Origin of the sequence: Hydrogenovibrio sp. JE_KL2, from assembly GCF_009296185.1 — a bacterium.
GTDB lineage: Bacteria > Pseudomonadota > Gammaproteobacteria > Thiomicrospirales > Thiomicrospiraceae > Hydrogenovibrio.
This window is the reverse complement of the sequence record NZ_WBJR01000001.1, coordinates 342,772-357,787: the sequence shown is the minus strand read 5'-3', so window position 1 is coordinate 357,787 and position 15,016 is coordinate 342,772. Positions and strand designations below refer to the sequence as shown.

The following is a 15,016-nucleotide window of genomic DNA, read 5'->3' as shown; positions in this document are numbered from 1 at the left end:
CTCTATTTAATCTTAACTATCTTGCGACCAACGGCTTCTGATATCTAACCAAGTATCTATCAAGCCTATTGTCGCCAAAATCAAAATCGTTTGTGGAAACAGAAACAATAATACGTAAAGGCCAACTAACCAGCCACTTCCCATTTTCTTAACCGCTACCGCATGGTGTGCAATCGCTAGGCCGGGGAACATTAACCCTGCCATCATCACGCCGGACAAGTCCTGAACCATTCCTGACTTGAACACGAGTCCAGCAATCGCCAAAACCACTGCCAAATACGCCAAGTTCTTAGGCAGTCGAACCTGATAAAAATCCTGTTGAAATTGACCAGGATGATACAACCTTCCTTGCCACCATCTACCCAATAGCAGGATAGAGAACCACAGTACGACCATAAACATGGCCAGCAACATGGTCGCCACTTCTGACATGGTTGCAATCAAGTCTGCCGGCGCAGCCACCCCCGCTTCTTTCACGTAGGGCAATAACGCCGTATTCATCATGTTCGACCACCAAGCAGTTGTATCACCCACCATCATATGGAAAGCGATGACCACTGCACCGGTCATTAACATACCTAAGCTCAGTGCCGATGCCAATGAGTTGGTGCTTCTCAACACCCACGCCATCAACCAAACCGGCACCATATACTCCGCAATAGAGACTATCGCCGGCAAGGATGCGCCTAAAAAGGCTTGTGTTGCCACCAAGTTAATCGCTACCGCTGCGGTTAAAACTTTTAACCCTTCGCCAGAACCGACTCTCAAGGTTACCAGTGCAATAACCGCACCAAGTAACATTCCCACCGGACCGAACCAAACGGTCAAAAGCGCTAAAATTGCTGTCGCTATGTAGGCCGGAAGTTGACCCTTCATGACATAGTTAGCAATAAATAGCATAGGACTTCCTATTGTTTCCTTTCAGCCAAACTTATTTATGCTGATCTGTGTAAGGTAACAACGCAATGTAACGAGCACGCTTGATAGCAGTAGCAAGCTGACGTTGGTATTTTGCGCTTGTTCCAGTGATACGACTTGGAACGATTTTACCTGTTTCAGTAATATAGCTTTTTAAAGTATCTAAATCTTTGTAGTCGATTTCTTTAACGCCTTCTGCAGTAAAACGACAGAATTTTTTTCTTCCGAAATTTCTAGCCATTGTTTTCAACTCCTCTACGCTTGTCTTCTTTGTAGTTAGCCATTACAGAAGGCTCTGTAACTGCTTCGTTACGCTTGATAAACATATTACGAAGAACTGCATCGTTGTAGTAGAACAAGTTTTCTAACTCGTTAAGAGTCTCTTGATCACACTCGATGTTCATTAGAACGTAATGCGCTTTGTGGACTTTGTTGATAAGGTAAGCTAGTTGACGACGACCCCAATCTTCCAAACGGTGGATAGCACCACCCTTTTCTTCGATTAGAGCACGGTAACGTTCGATCATTGCTGGCACCTGTTCACTCTGATCAGGGTGCACTAAAAACACGACTTCATAATGACGCATTAATGGATCTCCTTATGGATTAATAAAAAAGCCTCCCAACTCACGAATCAATGTGGATTCAGGCCAGTGAAGCAAGGAAATTCAGATAAGTATGCTCTGAAAGGGCGAAATTATACGACTTTTTATTGGAATAACAAGCGAAAATCACTGCTTTTTAAGAAAAAACAAGAAGATAGTGATTATAGGAAAGGGAAATTTGATACCGATGGGTAAAAGCAAAAATCTACCAGGTTGGGGTCTGGTAGATTTTCATAAGAATGAACGCTTAAAGCGCCATTTCTTCCTTAATTTGATCAACCCATTGGTCAACACGTTCAGCAGTCTTTTCTGGCTGCTGATCTTCATCAATCGCCAAGCCAACGAAGAACTCACCATCATCGGTAACCGCTTTTGATTCATCGAACTGATAACCGTCAGTTGACCAATAACCAGCTGGAATCGAGCCGTTTTCTAATGCAACATCATGCATCAGCCCCATCGCATCCAAGAAGTATTCGGCGTAGTCGGCTTGGTCACCCAAACCAAAACAAGCCACTTGCTTGTTGGTAAAATCGACTGATTTGAAGTCTTCCCAGAAGTCATCCCAACTACTTTGTAGTTCACCATAGTACCAAGTCGGCTGACCTAGAATAATTTTGTCGTATTTTGCAAAATCCGCAGCACTTGCAGAAGCGATATCGTAGACATCAACCTTGTCTGCACCGATTTTGTCTTTAATCATATCCGCGACACGTTCAGTGTTTCCAGTATCAGTACCGTAGAAAAGACCGACTTGAGCCATAATCAATCCCTTTTTTTATTTAAGATTATTTCAATTTAAACAATATAAAATGCAATAAGCAATGCACAGTGTTTAATCTTTGCTTTAGAATTTAATTTAAAAGCATTTCTTTCAAATTTTGCAGAATATTAGCATAACAATTATTAATTGCGACTTAAAAAAATTTATACCACAGAATGAGTAAGGTTAATCCAGATTCAAACTTTGAGCCGGTAGATTGTTTTAAATGCCGACACTTTTTTGTCACTTGGGATACTGCTAAACCCAAGGGGTGTCGTGCGTTCGGGTTTAAAACCCAAAGATTGCCAAGCGTCGTGGTCTACGAAACTTCGGGAGAACCCTGTATGCGGTTTGAATCGAAGCAGGACAACCCGCCTTCCACGCCATCAAAGAAAAACAACAACGGCGGCTGGATCGCTTAATATTTTAAGCTTTTCCGCCTGAAGACCGTATTGCCGCCCACATAAAATAAGGCCCCGGATCGGTCTTTCTGCCGGGCGCGATATGTTCATGCCCTGTCACTGCATCTTTAGGGATAGAGGGATAGGCTTCCATAATCGCCTGAACCGCCTGTTTCAGCGCAGAATACTGCGATGCGGTATAAGGGGTGTGATCCGTCCCTTCCAGCTCAATGCCTATCGAAAAATCATTACATTTATCTCGCGCTTGGTAACGAGAAACCCCGGCATGCCATGCTCGCAGATGAAAAGGCACAAACTGTGTCACCTCCCCTTTGCGATTAATGAAAAGATGAGCGGAAACCTTCAACCCCTCTATTGTTTTGTAATAAGGGTCATCTTCTGGATTCAATTGATTGGTAAAGAGTTGCTCTACACCTTGCCCACCAAATTGCCTAGGCGGCAGACTGATTCCATGAACCACGACCAGCTCAATAGCTGTGCCTTCCGGACGCTCATCGCAATTCGGGCTGGGAACAAAATTGGCCTGATTTAACAAGCCGGTTTCCAAGTCTACTTTCAATACCATTCCAAACTTTTTAGATACAGGATTTAAAACATCCATTTTACACAGAGTTGTTTTCTTTGGTAACTTTCACTGATTCACCACTTGCACAACGCGGTTCACACTTTTACTTTACATGCAAAAAAACGGATTCATTTAAATGTAAAATATTTTCGGCTTCCCGTGCTCAAAATCAGTATTCATCGTCCTTCTCAGGTACAATAATCCAAAACAACTTACACACAATAACTTCATGTCAGAATTAGATTACTTCCAACACCTTGAGCTAAATATTGAAACAGCATTAAAAGAAGACATTGCCACCGGCGATTTAAGTGCTTCTCTCATTGATGAACTGCAACAAGCCAAGGCACGCATCATCACCAAGGAAGATGCCGTTATTTGTGGAAGACCTTGGTTTGATGCCGTTTTCAAGCACCTGGACCCGGCAACCGAAATCGTTTGGCATTGTAAAGAAGGCGACTCTGTTAAGGCCGGTAGTCTATTGTGCGAGTTGAATGGCAATGCCAGAATCTTACTATCCGGCGAACGAAGTGCTTTGAACTTTTTGCAAACACTTTCAGCAACGGCGACGGAAACTGCGCGTTATGTTGAAAAACTAAACGGCTCTCGTACACAATTATTGGATACACGAAAAACACTACCGGGCTTACGATTGGCGCAAAAATATGCGGTACACTGTGGCGGTGGTAGAAACCATAGAATTGGATTGTATGATGCTATCTTATTGAAAGAAAACCATATCATGGCAGCACATGGCATTCAAAACGCGGTGCGCTCCGCCAAGCAGTTATACCCAAACACCACAGTCGAAGTTGAAACCGAGACATTGGATGAGGTCAAGCAAGCCTTGGAAGCAGGCGCGGATATCATCATGCTGGATAACTTCAATGTTGAGATGATTCACGAGGCGGTTCAAATAAACCACGGGCAAGCCAAACTGGAAGTTTCGGGCAATGTCGAGTTGGAACAACTGTCTACACTTGCCAGTACGCAAGTTGATTTTATTTCTACCGGTGCCATTACAAAAAATATTCGTGCCGTGGATTTATCTATGCGATTCGAGTTCTTGTAACTCATTCTTACTGATAAATACTTAACGCACAGACCTAACTTAGCACAATATAAACCGTTCCAAGACGGTAATTTTTGACATTATCTTTAGTAATCAATACATTAAGTGATAAAGTTAAAATCAGCTTAATTACATTTGCAAACCATTAAACTAGGAAAAACATCTTTATGGCCGATCAACATATGTTCGTTAAAATCGTCTCGATTCTGATTTTAACGGTCGTGCTGATTTCTATTTCCCGCAGAGCCCATATCCCGGCAATTCTGAACTATATTGCCGTCGGTGTGGTCGTCGGTCCTTTTGGACTTGGGTTTATCCACAGCGAAGAGAACGTTAAGTTTCTCGCCGAGTTCGGGGTGGTTTTCCTGTTGTTCGCCATAGGATTGGAATTCTCTTTGTCGCAGATGATCGCGATGCGAAAAGCCGTTTTCGGGTTGGGCGCGATGCAGGTTTTCGTGACGGGTCTCGTGGTTTATCTGGTGTCTCACTTCGGTTTTGGACTGAATTTTGAGGCCAGCTTCGTTATTGCCAGTGCCTTCGCACTATCTTCAACCGCAATTGTCATCAAGCAGCTCACAGAGCAATCCGAAATTCAAACACGTCATGGTCGAGCAACGGTTGGTATCTTGATCTTTCAAGACATCATGGCCATTCCTTTACTGATATTGATTCCAGCATTGGCGTCAGCAACGGGTGATGGCTTGGCTGCGGAACTGGGTGTTGCGCTAGTAAAAGGCTTGATCGTTGTTGTTGTCATTCTATTAGTGGGACGCTATATCCTGCGCCCTATTTTTCATGAAGTGGCGTCGTCAAAATCACAAGAGCTGTTCACGCTAACGGTTTTGACCATGGTACTGGCTGCCGCAGCTTTTACCGAAGAGATGGGTATCTCCATGACCCTGGGTGCATTCATGGCGGGGATGATGCTGGGCGAGACCGAGTATCGCCACCAAATAGAGGCTGACATTCGCCCGTTCCAAGACATTTTACTTGGATTGTTCTTCATTACCGTGGGGATGATTATTTCTCCAGAGCTGGTATTGGAGCATTTTGTTTCCGTCGTTCTAATCACGTTTGGTATCATCCTGCTAAAAGTGACTGCGATCTTCTTTGTCATGAAGTATGCAAAACACCCTGAAGGTGTTGCTTTAAGAACAGCGCTTTCACTGGGACAAGTTGGCGAGTTCGGTTTGGTGTTGGTTACGCTAGCCCTATCCAACAACCTACTTCCTTTGGAGCTCAGTCAGATTGTACTGACCTCTGCCGTATTGAGCATGATCGCCTCGCCTTTCATCATCAAATTCAACGGTACCATTGCCAAAACCGTTTGTAAGGAAAGTTACAGCTCCAACTTCGCGGACATCGAAAAAACCATCGAGGAAGACTCCAAATTCCTTAAGGATCACGTCGTGATTTTGGGCTTTGGACGCGTGGGACAAACCACCGCTAAATTTTTGGAAAAGTCTCACCAGCCTTTCGTTGCGCTGGACATGGATATACGTCGAGTGCAGGAAGCCGCGCAAAGTGGTGAGCCGGTTTATTTCGGAGATTCCGCTAAAGAAAGCGTGCTGCATGCCACCAACATTCACAATGCTAAAGTCGCGATCATCAGTTTTCATGACTACCATGCAGTCATCAAAACGCTTAAGACATTGAAGCATGTCGCGCCAGACCTGCCAGTATTGGTAAGAACGCAGGATGACACGCATTTACAGGAGTTGATTGCCGCAGGTGCCACCGAGGTTATTCCAGATACCTTCGAGTCCAGCATCATGTTCGCCTCACACTTGCTGCTAATGCTAGGTCACCCACCTAGCCAAGTCATTAGACAAACCAGAGAAGCACGCAAAAATCGCTACGGTCTATTAGAAGGGCTTTATCCGGGTGAAACAGACATCCCCTCTTTTGATCAATCTCAAGCTGGACAGATCATCCAGTCGGTTTATATCAACGAATCTGCTTATGCGATCGGCAAGACGCTTGAGGAATTGGATTGTGAGAGCTTCAATGTCATGTTGAAATCCGTCAAACGTGGACACGTTCGTGGTGACGACCCTGATCCGAAAACCAAGGTCAGAGTGGGCGATGCCTTAATTATTCAAGGTCTTCCTGAAGAAATTGAACGTTGTGAAAGCTTTATCAATAGTGGCCTGAAATAAGGCTTAATCAAGCTGTAATCAATCTAACCAAATCAGGGTCGCCATGCGACCCGTTTCACCATCTCTGCGATAAGAGTAAAAGAGTTCCGGCTGATCATAGCTGCACAACCCACTGAAAGAAACTTCACGGACACCACACTCACGCAGGATAAAATCTGCCAGGTTGGGTAAATCTGCAAAGTACTTTGATGAATCTGATTCCGATTGTTTGAAGAAGTCCAATGTAGCCACTCGCTTTTCAACGAAAGCATCCAAGACTTCTCCACCCACCTCAAAAAAACGCTGTGAAATGGCAGGCCCTATCCATGCCTGCAAGCTTTCAGGTTTAACAGGGAGTTTTGCTAGGGTTTTCTCAATAACACCCTCTGCCAAGCCTCGCCAACCGGCATGAATGGCAACCACAATTGAAGCATCATGATCTGCCAGGATAATTGGCAAACAGTCGGCTGTCATCACCGTTAACACTTGCCCCTTTTTCTGTGTCCAAGCTGCGTCGGCTACTGGCTTCTGTGCGCTTAGTTCTTCTGAAAATGCGACTGCTACAGTTGTATGTTGCTGATCTAGCCAAAAGGGCTTTGAAGGAAGATTGAGTGTTTCTTTTAGTGTTTGACGATTCGCTTGCACAGCGGCTACATCGTCATCGACATGGGTTGCGAGATTAAAAGAGTCGTAAACGCCTTCGCTACGCCCGGACAAGCGAGTGGTGCAGAAAGCTTTTACTTTATGGGAAACTGTCCAATTTGGTTGGACAAGCGTTAAATGCTCAATCTGCAATATCGGCATCGGTGACCCACTCAACCTCTACACCGTTATCATAGTCGTAATCATATTCGTCATAACCATGAAACTGAGCTTGGAAGTCATCCATATCATCCCGAAGCATATCGATCAGATCCAGCATATCGTCAGGCATCTGCGCTTTCCACTTCATCAGCTTACCGCTAATCGGATGAGTCAAACTCAGCATTCCTGCATGCAATGCCTGACGTTTGAAATTACGAAGATAATCGACAAACTCCGGCATCATGCTTTTTGGAATGCGAAGGCGCCCACCATAAACCGGATCACCCACCAAAGGGAAACCGATGGAAGACATATGAACACGAATCTGGTGAGTGCGACCTGTTTCTAATTGAACGCGAACATGGGTATGCTCTCGAAAACGTTCCAACACGCGATAATGAGAGACCGCTGTTTTCCCCCCAACATTCAAAGCAGCCATACGCTTACGATCAGTTGGGTGTCTACCAATGTTTTTGGTTACTTTTCCACCGGAAATAACCTTTCCAACCACAACGGCATCATAAACGCGCTCCACCGCATGTCGTTGAAGCTGTTCAACCAAGTGCGTCTGGGCAGGCACTGTTTTTGCCACCACCATCAGGCCGGATGTATCTTTGTCCAAGCGGTGGACAATCCCCGCCCTTGGCACTTCTCGCAGCGCTGGTGCGTAAAACAGCAAGCCATTCAACAAAGTACCGTCTGGATTGCCTGCGCCGGGATGAACTACCATGCCTACTGGCTTGTTGATGACTAGGATATCGTTATCTTCGTAAACAATATCCAGCTCCATTTCTTGAGCTTCATAAACAACTTCATCGTCCAGTTCTGCCTGCAAAACGACCTTTTCGCCACCCAATACTTTGAAATTCGGCTTCTTCTGAATAGTGCCATCCAAAGTTACATTACCTGCTTTGATCCAATCCTGAATTCTATTACGAGAATAATCTGGATACAGCTCCGCAAGCACCGCATCCAAACGGGATGAAATCTTGTCTAACGGAATGGTGGTTGTCAATTCTTGTTGCGTCAAAGTCGTTCCTTCTTACATCCAATAGCTTATTATTCGATACATCATGACAAAGTTATTAAGAGGCACCGAATAGTCTATGACTATTTTTAGCCTGTGCTATAATTTGTGTTTTGCATATTCTAACCGAATTCTAACCAACTAGACTAAATGAACTCACTATCGATGCGTTTCCGCAGACCGTTGAAAAATTTTCTCATTCTTTCTCTGTTGCTTTCCGTTTTTACACTAAACGGTTGCTCTTCATTAGTTGAAAAAGACGAATCCCAGTGGACGGTTAAAGAGTTCTACGACCACGCAAAAGAAGCCTATAACAGCGAGCAGTGGGAAACCGCAATCAAGTATTATGAGAAATTGCAGTCCTACTTCCCTTACGGAAAATATGCTGAGCAGTCTTACCTAGAGCTTGCCTATGCTTACTATAAATATGATGAACCAGAATCCGCTAAACGTGAATTAAGCGAATTCATTCGCCTATACCCTAAACATCGCGCTATTCCCTATGCACTTTACCTGAAAGCGCTAGCAGCAGATTCCATCAATAAAAGTTGGTTTGATAGCTGGTTGACCGACCCGGCTTATCGAGACATGGCTTCAACTGAAGATGCTTATCAAGATTACATGGAGTTGATTAGCCGCTTTCCAACCAGCAAATACGCAGCTGCCTCCAGAAAACGTTTGATTATTCTACGCAACCGCTTAGCGCGCCACGAATATCAGGTAGCCACTTATTACTACAAGCGTAAGGCTTACTTGGCTGCAGCGAACCGCGCAAGGCTGGTTATCTCCAACTACCCCAGATCAATGGTTAACATGGATTCTTTGGTTCTCATGAGAGACAGTTACCAAAAACTGGGCATGAAAACCAATATGGATGACGTCCAAAAAGTCATCGACTTTAACCGTCAGCGCGATAAAAATTCAGCGCAAGATAACGCGGGTCAAGACGACAGCTAAACGCCGTACTTAGATGGTTTTTGAATTGTGAAGAAAGACTTCCATTTCAGAAGCAGGAACCGGCTTCGAAAAGAAGTAGCCCTGAAGATAATCAACCCCCAGCTCAGACAATAACAGGCTATGTGCCTCAGTCTCCACCCCTTCTGCAACCACGCTTAAGCCCAAGCTTCGCGCCATGGCAACAACTGCCTTACTGATTTCCAGGTCGTTATGGTCAAATACAATATCCTTCACCAAAGACTGATCAATTTTAATTTTATCTACCGGAAACTTCTTCAAGTAACTGAGGGATGAATACCCTGTTCCAAAATCGTCAATCGCAATGCTGATGCCACGTTTTCTGACAGAATCCAGCAAGGAGATAACCTCCTCCGCATTTTCCATCAAATAACTTTCCAACAATTCGAATTCAAAGTATCCCGTCAAACCTTGATCCTCGATCAAACTCATCAATTCATTGATATGCTTATGATTAAACTCTCGACCTGACAGGTTAATTGAAACACGGTGTAAAGGTAGGTTTTTAGCCTTAAGGTTGCTCATGAACTTCAACGCATGCTCAACCACTAAACAAGAAATTTGAGGGATTAAACCTGCTTCTTCTGCCAAGGGAATAAATACGTTTGGCGCAATCAATCCTTTCTGAGGATGGTGCCAACGAATCAACGCTTCCATAGAATGGATAGACTGACCATCTCCGCCCATGACAGGTTGATAAAACACTTCAAACTCATCATCTCTAATGGCTCTATGCAAATCCCTTTCAAGCTGAACTTGCTCTTGTACCTTATCCGCCATTTCAGGCGTAAATACCGCAAAATTTTTATCTTTGCATTCTTTGGCTGCATACATTGCCGTATCGGCACGTCTCATCAACTCGGAAACCGTATCTTCAGGGCCCAATGGATAAGCAAACCCAGCACATGCCCGTATAAAAAACTCTGCATCGTTAAAACTGAATGAAGGATTTAGTACGATTTCAATTTGTTGAGCCAAGGCTTCACAAGCCTGAAGGCTTCTAGGGCTTTCAATTGCAATGGCAAACTCATCCCCTGTAATGCGGTAAACACCTAGCGCGATATTACAACTTGAGGACAGACGCTTGGCCACTTGTGATAAAACATAGTCCCCTGTCTCATGACCATAAGTATCATTCACCGACTTGAAGCGATCCAAACCAACAAAAACCAGAACAAATTCTTTTCCTTGTGTCATGAAGGTATTTAAATCCACCTGCAACTTTTCACGGTTGGATAATTTGGTTAAAGAATCAAAATAGGCGGCATCAACCAAGCGCTTTTCAAGCTTTTCGCGTTTTAAAATAATACTAACTAAAAAACTACAGGTATCGAGCAGGCGACGATGAAACAGCGAAGGTGAACGGGTTTCGAAACTGGTTAGTGCAAAGGTTCCCACCAACTCATCTTTTTCAATTCTCAAAGGAACTGACCAGCAAGCTCTTAAGCCGAAATCTTGAGCAATAGGCATTAGATCTTTCCAGCGATCATCGGTAAAGGTATCGGTTACAAAGGCGGGTTTTTCTCTATAGACTACGTTTCCGCAAGACCCCGATTTGGTCCTGGTTTCAAGCCATTCAGACGTCGAATACCTTCTGGGGGAACACTAGGCGCACAATAAACAAACAGTTCGCCATGCTTTAACAACATTACGGAAGCAACCGAATTCGGTAGGATTTCTTCTGCAAGCCTGCAGATTTTATCGACTACTTCGTAAGCATTTCTGGTTATGACAATATCTTCGAGCACATCACGTTGCAACTGTAACAACAGCTCTGTTTGCTCTAGAGATACCGAATCCGATGGATTGATCGGACACTGTGGATCATTAAGATACTGAATTGTTCTCTTAGAAACCATCTGGTCGATCATAACAAAATCTTACTCCCGGTATTGATTTGTGATGGGATAACGCCTGTCTCTGCCAAAAGCTCTTTTGGTAATCTTCACGCCAGGCGCCGCTTGCCGCCTTTTATATTCGCTACGATTAATCATTCTAACGACTGACTCCACTTGTTTGGCATCAAAGCCAAACTCTTCTACAATTTTTGTAGGTGATTTATCGTATTTTACATAGTTCTCAATGATTGAATCAAGAATATCATAGTCTGGAAGCGAGTCTTGATCTTTTTGGTCTGGGCGAAGCTCTGCGGAAGGTGGACGAGTAATGACCCTTTCCGGGATCACTTGAGATAAAGTGTTTCGATATTTCGCTAAACGATAAACCAGAGTCTTTGGAACATCTTTCAGTGGTGAGAAGCCGCCAACCATATCGCCATACAGAGTAGAGTAGCCCACCGCTACTTCAGACTTGTTGCTGGTTGCCAGCACCAACTTACCGACTTTATTAGAAATCGACATCAACACGGTTCCACGAATTCGCGCTTGAAGATTCTCTTCGGTCAAATCCGCATCATACCCTTCAAAGCGAGGCGCCAATGCCGACTCAAACGCGTTGTACATGTCTTCGATTGGGATTGAATGATAGTGCACACCGAGCGCATCTGCTTCCCATTTTGCATCTTCAATACTGATATCGGCAGTGTAACGGAAAGGCATCATCACAGCCTCAACTTTATCTGCGCCCAATGCATCGACTGCAATCGTAAGCGTCAATGCGGAGTCAATACCACCTGATAATCCAAGAAGCGCACCATTAAATCCATTTTTTTGAATGTAATCACGCACTCCCATCACCAATGCCTGATAAACACGCGCTTCATCTTCATAAAGCTCCGCTTGCTCACCTGGCATAATCGCAACAGAGTTACCTTGTTTCAACAAGGTAACGGGGGTCAACGCTTCTTTAAACTCGGGGGCTTGAACTTGCACTTCCCCTTCTGCACAGGTTGCAAAAGAGCCACCGTCAAATACCAGCTCGTCTTGCCCGCCGATTTGGTTAACATAAATCACGGGTACAGATACTTCGGAAATGCGACGTTTCACAACATCGATTCGGTCTTGGTGCTTTTCAGAAAAGAATGGTGAAGCATTCAAAATCAACAATGCTTCCGCGCCAGAAGCCACTGCTTGGCTAGCGGGTGAAATTTTCCAAATGTCTTCACAAATCAATAAACCAAAGGACACCCCTTTGTAAGTCACGACACAAGATTGGTCGCCGGATTCGAAGTAACGTTTTTCGTCAAATACGCTATAGTTAGGAAGGCTTTGTTTGATATAGCTGGCTTGGATTTGCCCGTTCTCAATCCACGCAGCCATGTTGAAGCGTTCACCCAAATCATCCATCATCGGGTATCCGATTACCACGACAACCTCTTTCACCGCCTCACAGATTGTAGACAGCGCCGCATCAACCTGACTGTAAAGCGCTTGCCTAAACAACAAGTCTTCTGGTGGATACCCCGTAATGGTCAACTCTGGGAACACGACAATATCAGCTTCATGTTGTTGCTTTGCTTGCTGAGCAGCATCGATAATCATGTGCACGTTGCCATCAATATCCCCGACTACCGGGTTAATTTGTGCCATGACAATCTTGATTTGTTCAGACATCGCTTTGCCTCATAAATACCGACACTTAATTCAATTAAGCCAATCGTTGTTCAATTGCCGTTCCCAAGTCCGCAGGGGATCGTACCACGGTCACACCCGCTGCTTCCAACGCCGCAAACTTAGCCTCCGCGGTACCTTTGCCACCACTGACAATAGCACCTGCATGCCCCATACGTTTACCCGCGGGCGCCGTGACACCGGCAATATAGGCAACAACCGGCTTGGTGACATGTTCTTGAATGAATTGTGCCGCATCTTCTTCTGCTTGACCACCAATTTCGCCGACTAAGATAATACCTTCGGTTTGAGGGTCTTGTTCAAACAAATGCAGACAGTCGATAAAGTTCATGCCTTGAATCGGATCTCCGCCAATCCCCACACAAGTTGACTGACCCAAACCGTTTTGCGTGGTTTGATGAACCGCTTCATAGGTCAAAGTACCTGAACGGGAAACAATACCAATCTTACCTGGAAGGTGAATATGCCCAGGCATAATACCGATCTTACACCCTTCTTTACCATCGCCAGGCGTAATCAAGCCAGGGCAGTTTGGTCCAATCAGGTAAGCGTCAGACTTATCCAATACCGCGCGAACCTTCAGCATATCATTCACCGGAATCCCTTCAGTAATACAGGTAATCACCTTGATGCCTGCATCAATGGCTTCAATAATCGAGTCCGCAGCAAACGCTGGCGGCACATAAATCATCGACGCCTCAGCGCCTGTTTGTGCAACCGCTTCTTTGACCGTGTTGAAAACCGGCAAATCCAAGTGTGTCGTTCCACCTTTGCCTGGTGTCACACCGCCAACCATTTTGGTTCCATAGGCAATCGCCTGTTCGGAATGGAAAGATCCTTGTTTTCCTGTGAAGCCTTGGCAGATGACTTTCGTGTTGCTATCAATCAAAATACTCATTAGATAGCGCCTCCGTTGATTGTTCTCTCATTCGCTACGGCAACCACTTTTTGCGCCGCATCCGCCAAACCGTCTGCTGTAATAATGCTTAAACCGCTTTTCGCCAGTTTTTCTTTTCCTAATTCCACATTCGTTCCTTCCAAGCGTACGACCACAGGAATGGTTAAGCCAACTTCCTGCACCGCTTGAATGATACCCTCCGCAATCAAGTCACAACGGACGATACCGCCAAAAATATTCACCAAGATAGACTTCACGTCTGGAGAAGACAAAATCAATTTAAAAGCTTCTGACACGCGCTCTGGCGTCGCTCCGCCGCCAACATCCAAGAAGTTCGCTGGCTCTCCGCCATTCAGCTTAATCAAATCCATGGTTGCCATCGCCAAGCCGGCACCGTTTACCATACAACCGATATCGCCGTCCAAAGCAATATAGTTCAACTGATGATCGGCGGCTTTGGCTTCGCGTTCGTCTTCTTGAGTTGCATCGCGCATCGCAACCAATGCGGGCTGACGATACAACGCATTTGAGTCAATATTGATTTTCGCATCCAATGCAATCAGGTTGTTTTCTGCAGTCACCACTAGAGGGTTAATTTCAAGTAGCGCAATGTCTTTGTCCAACGCCAAACGATACAACCCTTGCATCACGGCCATCAATTGCTTGAAAGCCGTACCTTGGAGCCCTAACGCAAAACCGACTTCTCGACACTGATAAGGCATCAAGCCAACGGTTGGGTCAACATGAACCGTCAAAATCTTTTCTGGCGCTGCCTCAGCAACGGCTTCAATATCCATCCCGCCTGCTTCAGAAATAATGAATGTATGGGTTTTGGTGACACGATCCACCAATAAACTCAAATACAGTTCTGTTTGGATATTAAGCGTTTGCTCAATCAGCAATGAATGAATAGGAAGCGCTTTACCTGCTGTTTGAATCGTTGCAAGCGAACCGCCTAATAACTGCTCAGCAACTTGATGTGCTTCTTCTCTAGAGGCTACCAGCTTCACACCACCTGCTTTACCACGCGCACCGGCATGGATCTGCGCTTTCACAACCCACTGATCTCCGTCAACTTTAGTCAGTGCTGCATCAAGCTGAGCCATGCTCGAAATCATAACGCCTTGAGGAATGGGGATTCGGTAATCGGAAAACAAAGATTTTGCTTGGTATTCGTGTAAGTTCATTCGGTGCCTTAATCCAATAATAGCCAATTAAAAATAGCTGACGACTTCCTTGATACGATTACTTACCATAACCAATTGAAAGCCGTTTTGTAATGTTTAAATCTAGCAGGCC

General features: G+C 44.8%; 15 protein-coding genes and 1 pseudogene. 3 read left to right on the top strand and 13 right to left on the bottom strand.

Annotated features, from left to right (window positions below; all coding sequences use genetic code 11):
* Window positions 1–12: 12 nt before the first annotated feature.
* The 5 genes from F8R13_RS01690 to ampD all read right to left on the bottom strand — a co-directional run bounded on the left by F8R13_RS01690 (window position 13) and on the right by ampD (window position 3,273).
* Window positions 13–900: a DUF2232 domain-containing protein gene (locus F8R13_RS01690; protein WP_152831602.1), complete on the bottom strand. Its 888-nt coding sequence runs from the start codon at window positions 898–900 to the stop codon at window positions 13–15.
* A 31-nt stretch (window positions 901–931) separates the two neighbouring features.
* Entirely contained in the window at window positions 932–1,159 is a 228-nt protein-coding gene (gene rpsR, locus F8R13_RS01685; protein WP_152831601.1) for a 30S ribosomal protein S18, read from the bottom strand.
* Entirely contained in the window at window positions 1,152–1,505 is a 354-nt protein-coding gene (gene rpsF, locus F8R13_RS01680; RefSeq protein WP_152831600.1) for a 30S ribosomal protein S6, read from the bottom strand. Before rpsF ends, rpsR begins: the two co-directional genes overlap by 8 nt.
* Window positions 1,506–1,770: 265 nt before the next feature.
* Window positions 1,771–2,286 (bottom strand): flavodoxin, encoded by a 516-nt coding sequence (locus F8R13_RS01675; protein WP_152831599.1) that lies wholly within the window; start codon window positions 2,284–2,286, stop codon window positions 1,771–1,773.
* Between the two features lie 426 nt (window positions 2,287–2,712).
* Window positions 2,713–3,273: a 1,6-anhydro-N-acetylmuramyl-L-alanine amidase AmpD gene (gene ampD, locus F8R13_RS01665; RefSeq protein ID WP_172967666.1), complete on the bottom strand. Its 561-nt coding sequence runs from the start codon at window positions 3,271–3,273 to the stop codon at window positions 2,713–2,715.
* A gap of 229 nt (window positions 3,274–3,502) precedes the next feature.
* Here ampD and nadC point away from each other — a divergent pair, with 229 nt between their 5' ends.
* Together nadC and F8R13_RS01655 are read left to right on the top strand one after the other, a co-directional pair.
* Complete coding sequence (gene nadC / locus F8R13_RS01660; RefSeq protein ID WP_152831597.1) at window positions 3,503–4,345, top strand: carboxylating nicotinate-nucleotide diphosphorylase; 843 nt, start codon at window positions 3,503–3,505, stop codon at window positions 4,343–4,345.
* A gap of 167 nt (window positions 4,346–4,512) precedes the next feature.
* Window positions 4,513–6,504: a monovalent cation:proton antiporter-2 (CPA2) family protein gene (locus F8R13_RS01655; RefSeq protein ID WP_152831596.1), complete on the top strand. Its 1,992-nt coding sequence runs from the start codon at window positions 4,513–4,515 to the stop codon at window positions 6,502–6,504.
* 18 nt (window positions 6,505–6,522) lie between these two features.
* On the opposite strand, the gene pgeF is transcribed toward F8R13_RS01655, so the two are convergent.
* Both pgeF and rluD read right to left on the bottom strand, forming a co-directional pair.
* A complete protein-coding gene (gene pgeF, locus F8R13_RS01650) occupies window positions 6,523–7,302 on the bottom strand; it encodes a peptidoglycan editing factor PgeF (protein WP_216642575.1) in 780 nt (259 codons plus the stop codon).
* On the bottom strand, window positions 7,268–8,317 hold the full coding sequence (rluD, locus tag F8R13_RS01645; protein WP_152831595.1) for a 23S rRNA pseudouridine(1911/1915/1917) synthase RluD: 1,050 nt from the start codon (window positions 8,315–8,317) through the stop codon (window positions 7,268–7,270). The genes pgeF and rluD overlap by 35 nt, the downstream gene beginning before the upstream one ends.
* Before the next feature lie 147 nt (window positions 8,318–8,464).
* Between rluD and F8R13_RS01640 the strand changes: the two genes are divergently transcribed.
* Complete coding sequence (locus F8R13_RS01640; RefSeq protein WP_253806292.1) at window positions 8,465–9,271, top strand: outer membrane protein assembly factor BamD; 807 nt, start codon at window positions 8,465–8,467, stop codon at window positions 9,269–9,271.
* A 9-nt stretch (window positions 9,272–9,280) separates the two neighbouring features.
* On the opposite strand, the gene F8R13_RS11790 is transcribed toward F8R13_RS01640, so the two are convergent.
* The 6 genes and pseudogenes from F8R13_RS11790 to sucC form a co-directional block, all read right to left on the bottom strand.
* Entirely contained in the window at window positions 9,281–10,564 is a 1,284-nt protein-coding gene (locus F8R13_RS11790) for a putative bifunctional diguanylate cyclase/phosphodiesterase (protein ID WP_371414897.1), read from the bottom strand.
* An 84-nt stretch (window positions 10,565–10,648) separates the two neighbouring features.
* Window positions 10,649–10,813 (bottom strand): annotated as a pseudogene (locus F8R13_RS11785) (GAF domain-containing protein); the annotation flags it as partial.
* A gap of 8 nt (window positions 10,814–10,821) precedes the next feature.
* The gene (locus tag F8R13_RS01630; protein ID WP_152831593.1) at window positions 10,822–11,160 is read right to left on the bottom strand and encodes a hypothetical protein; all 339 of its coding nucleotides are present in this window, start codon (window positions 11,158–11,160) and stop codon (window positions 10,822–10,824) included.
* 9 nt (window positions 11,161–11,169) lie between these two features.
* Window positions 11,170–12,801 carry an NAD+ synthase gene (locus F8R13_RS01625; protein WP_152831592.1) on the bottom strand — a complete coding sequence of 544 codons (1,632 nt, stop codon included), beginning with the start codon at window positions 12,799–12,801 and terminating at the stop codon, window positions 11,170–11,172.
* 34 nt (window positions 12,802–12,835) lie between these two features.
* Entirely contained in the window at window positions 12,836–13,717 is an 882-nt protein-coding gene (sucD, locus tag F8R13_RS01620) for a succinate--CoA ligase subunit alpha (protein WP_152831591.1), read from the bottom strand.
* Window positions 13,717–14,904, bottom strand: a complete 1,188-nt coding sequence (gene sucC / locus F8R13_RS01615) for an ADP-forming succinate--CoA ligase subunit beta (protein ID WP_152831590.1) — start codon at window positions 14,902–14,904, stop codon at window positions 13,717–13,719. Before sucC ends, sucD begins: the two co-directional genes overlap by 1 nt.
* Window positions 14,905–15,016 lie beyond the last annotated feature (112 nt).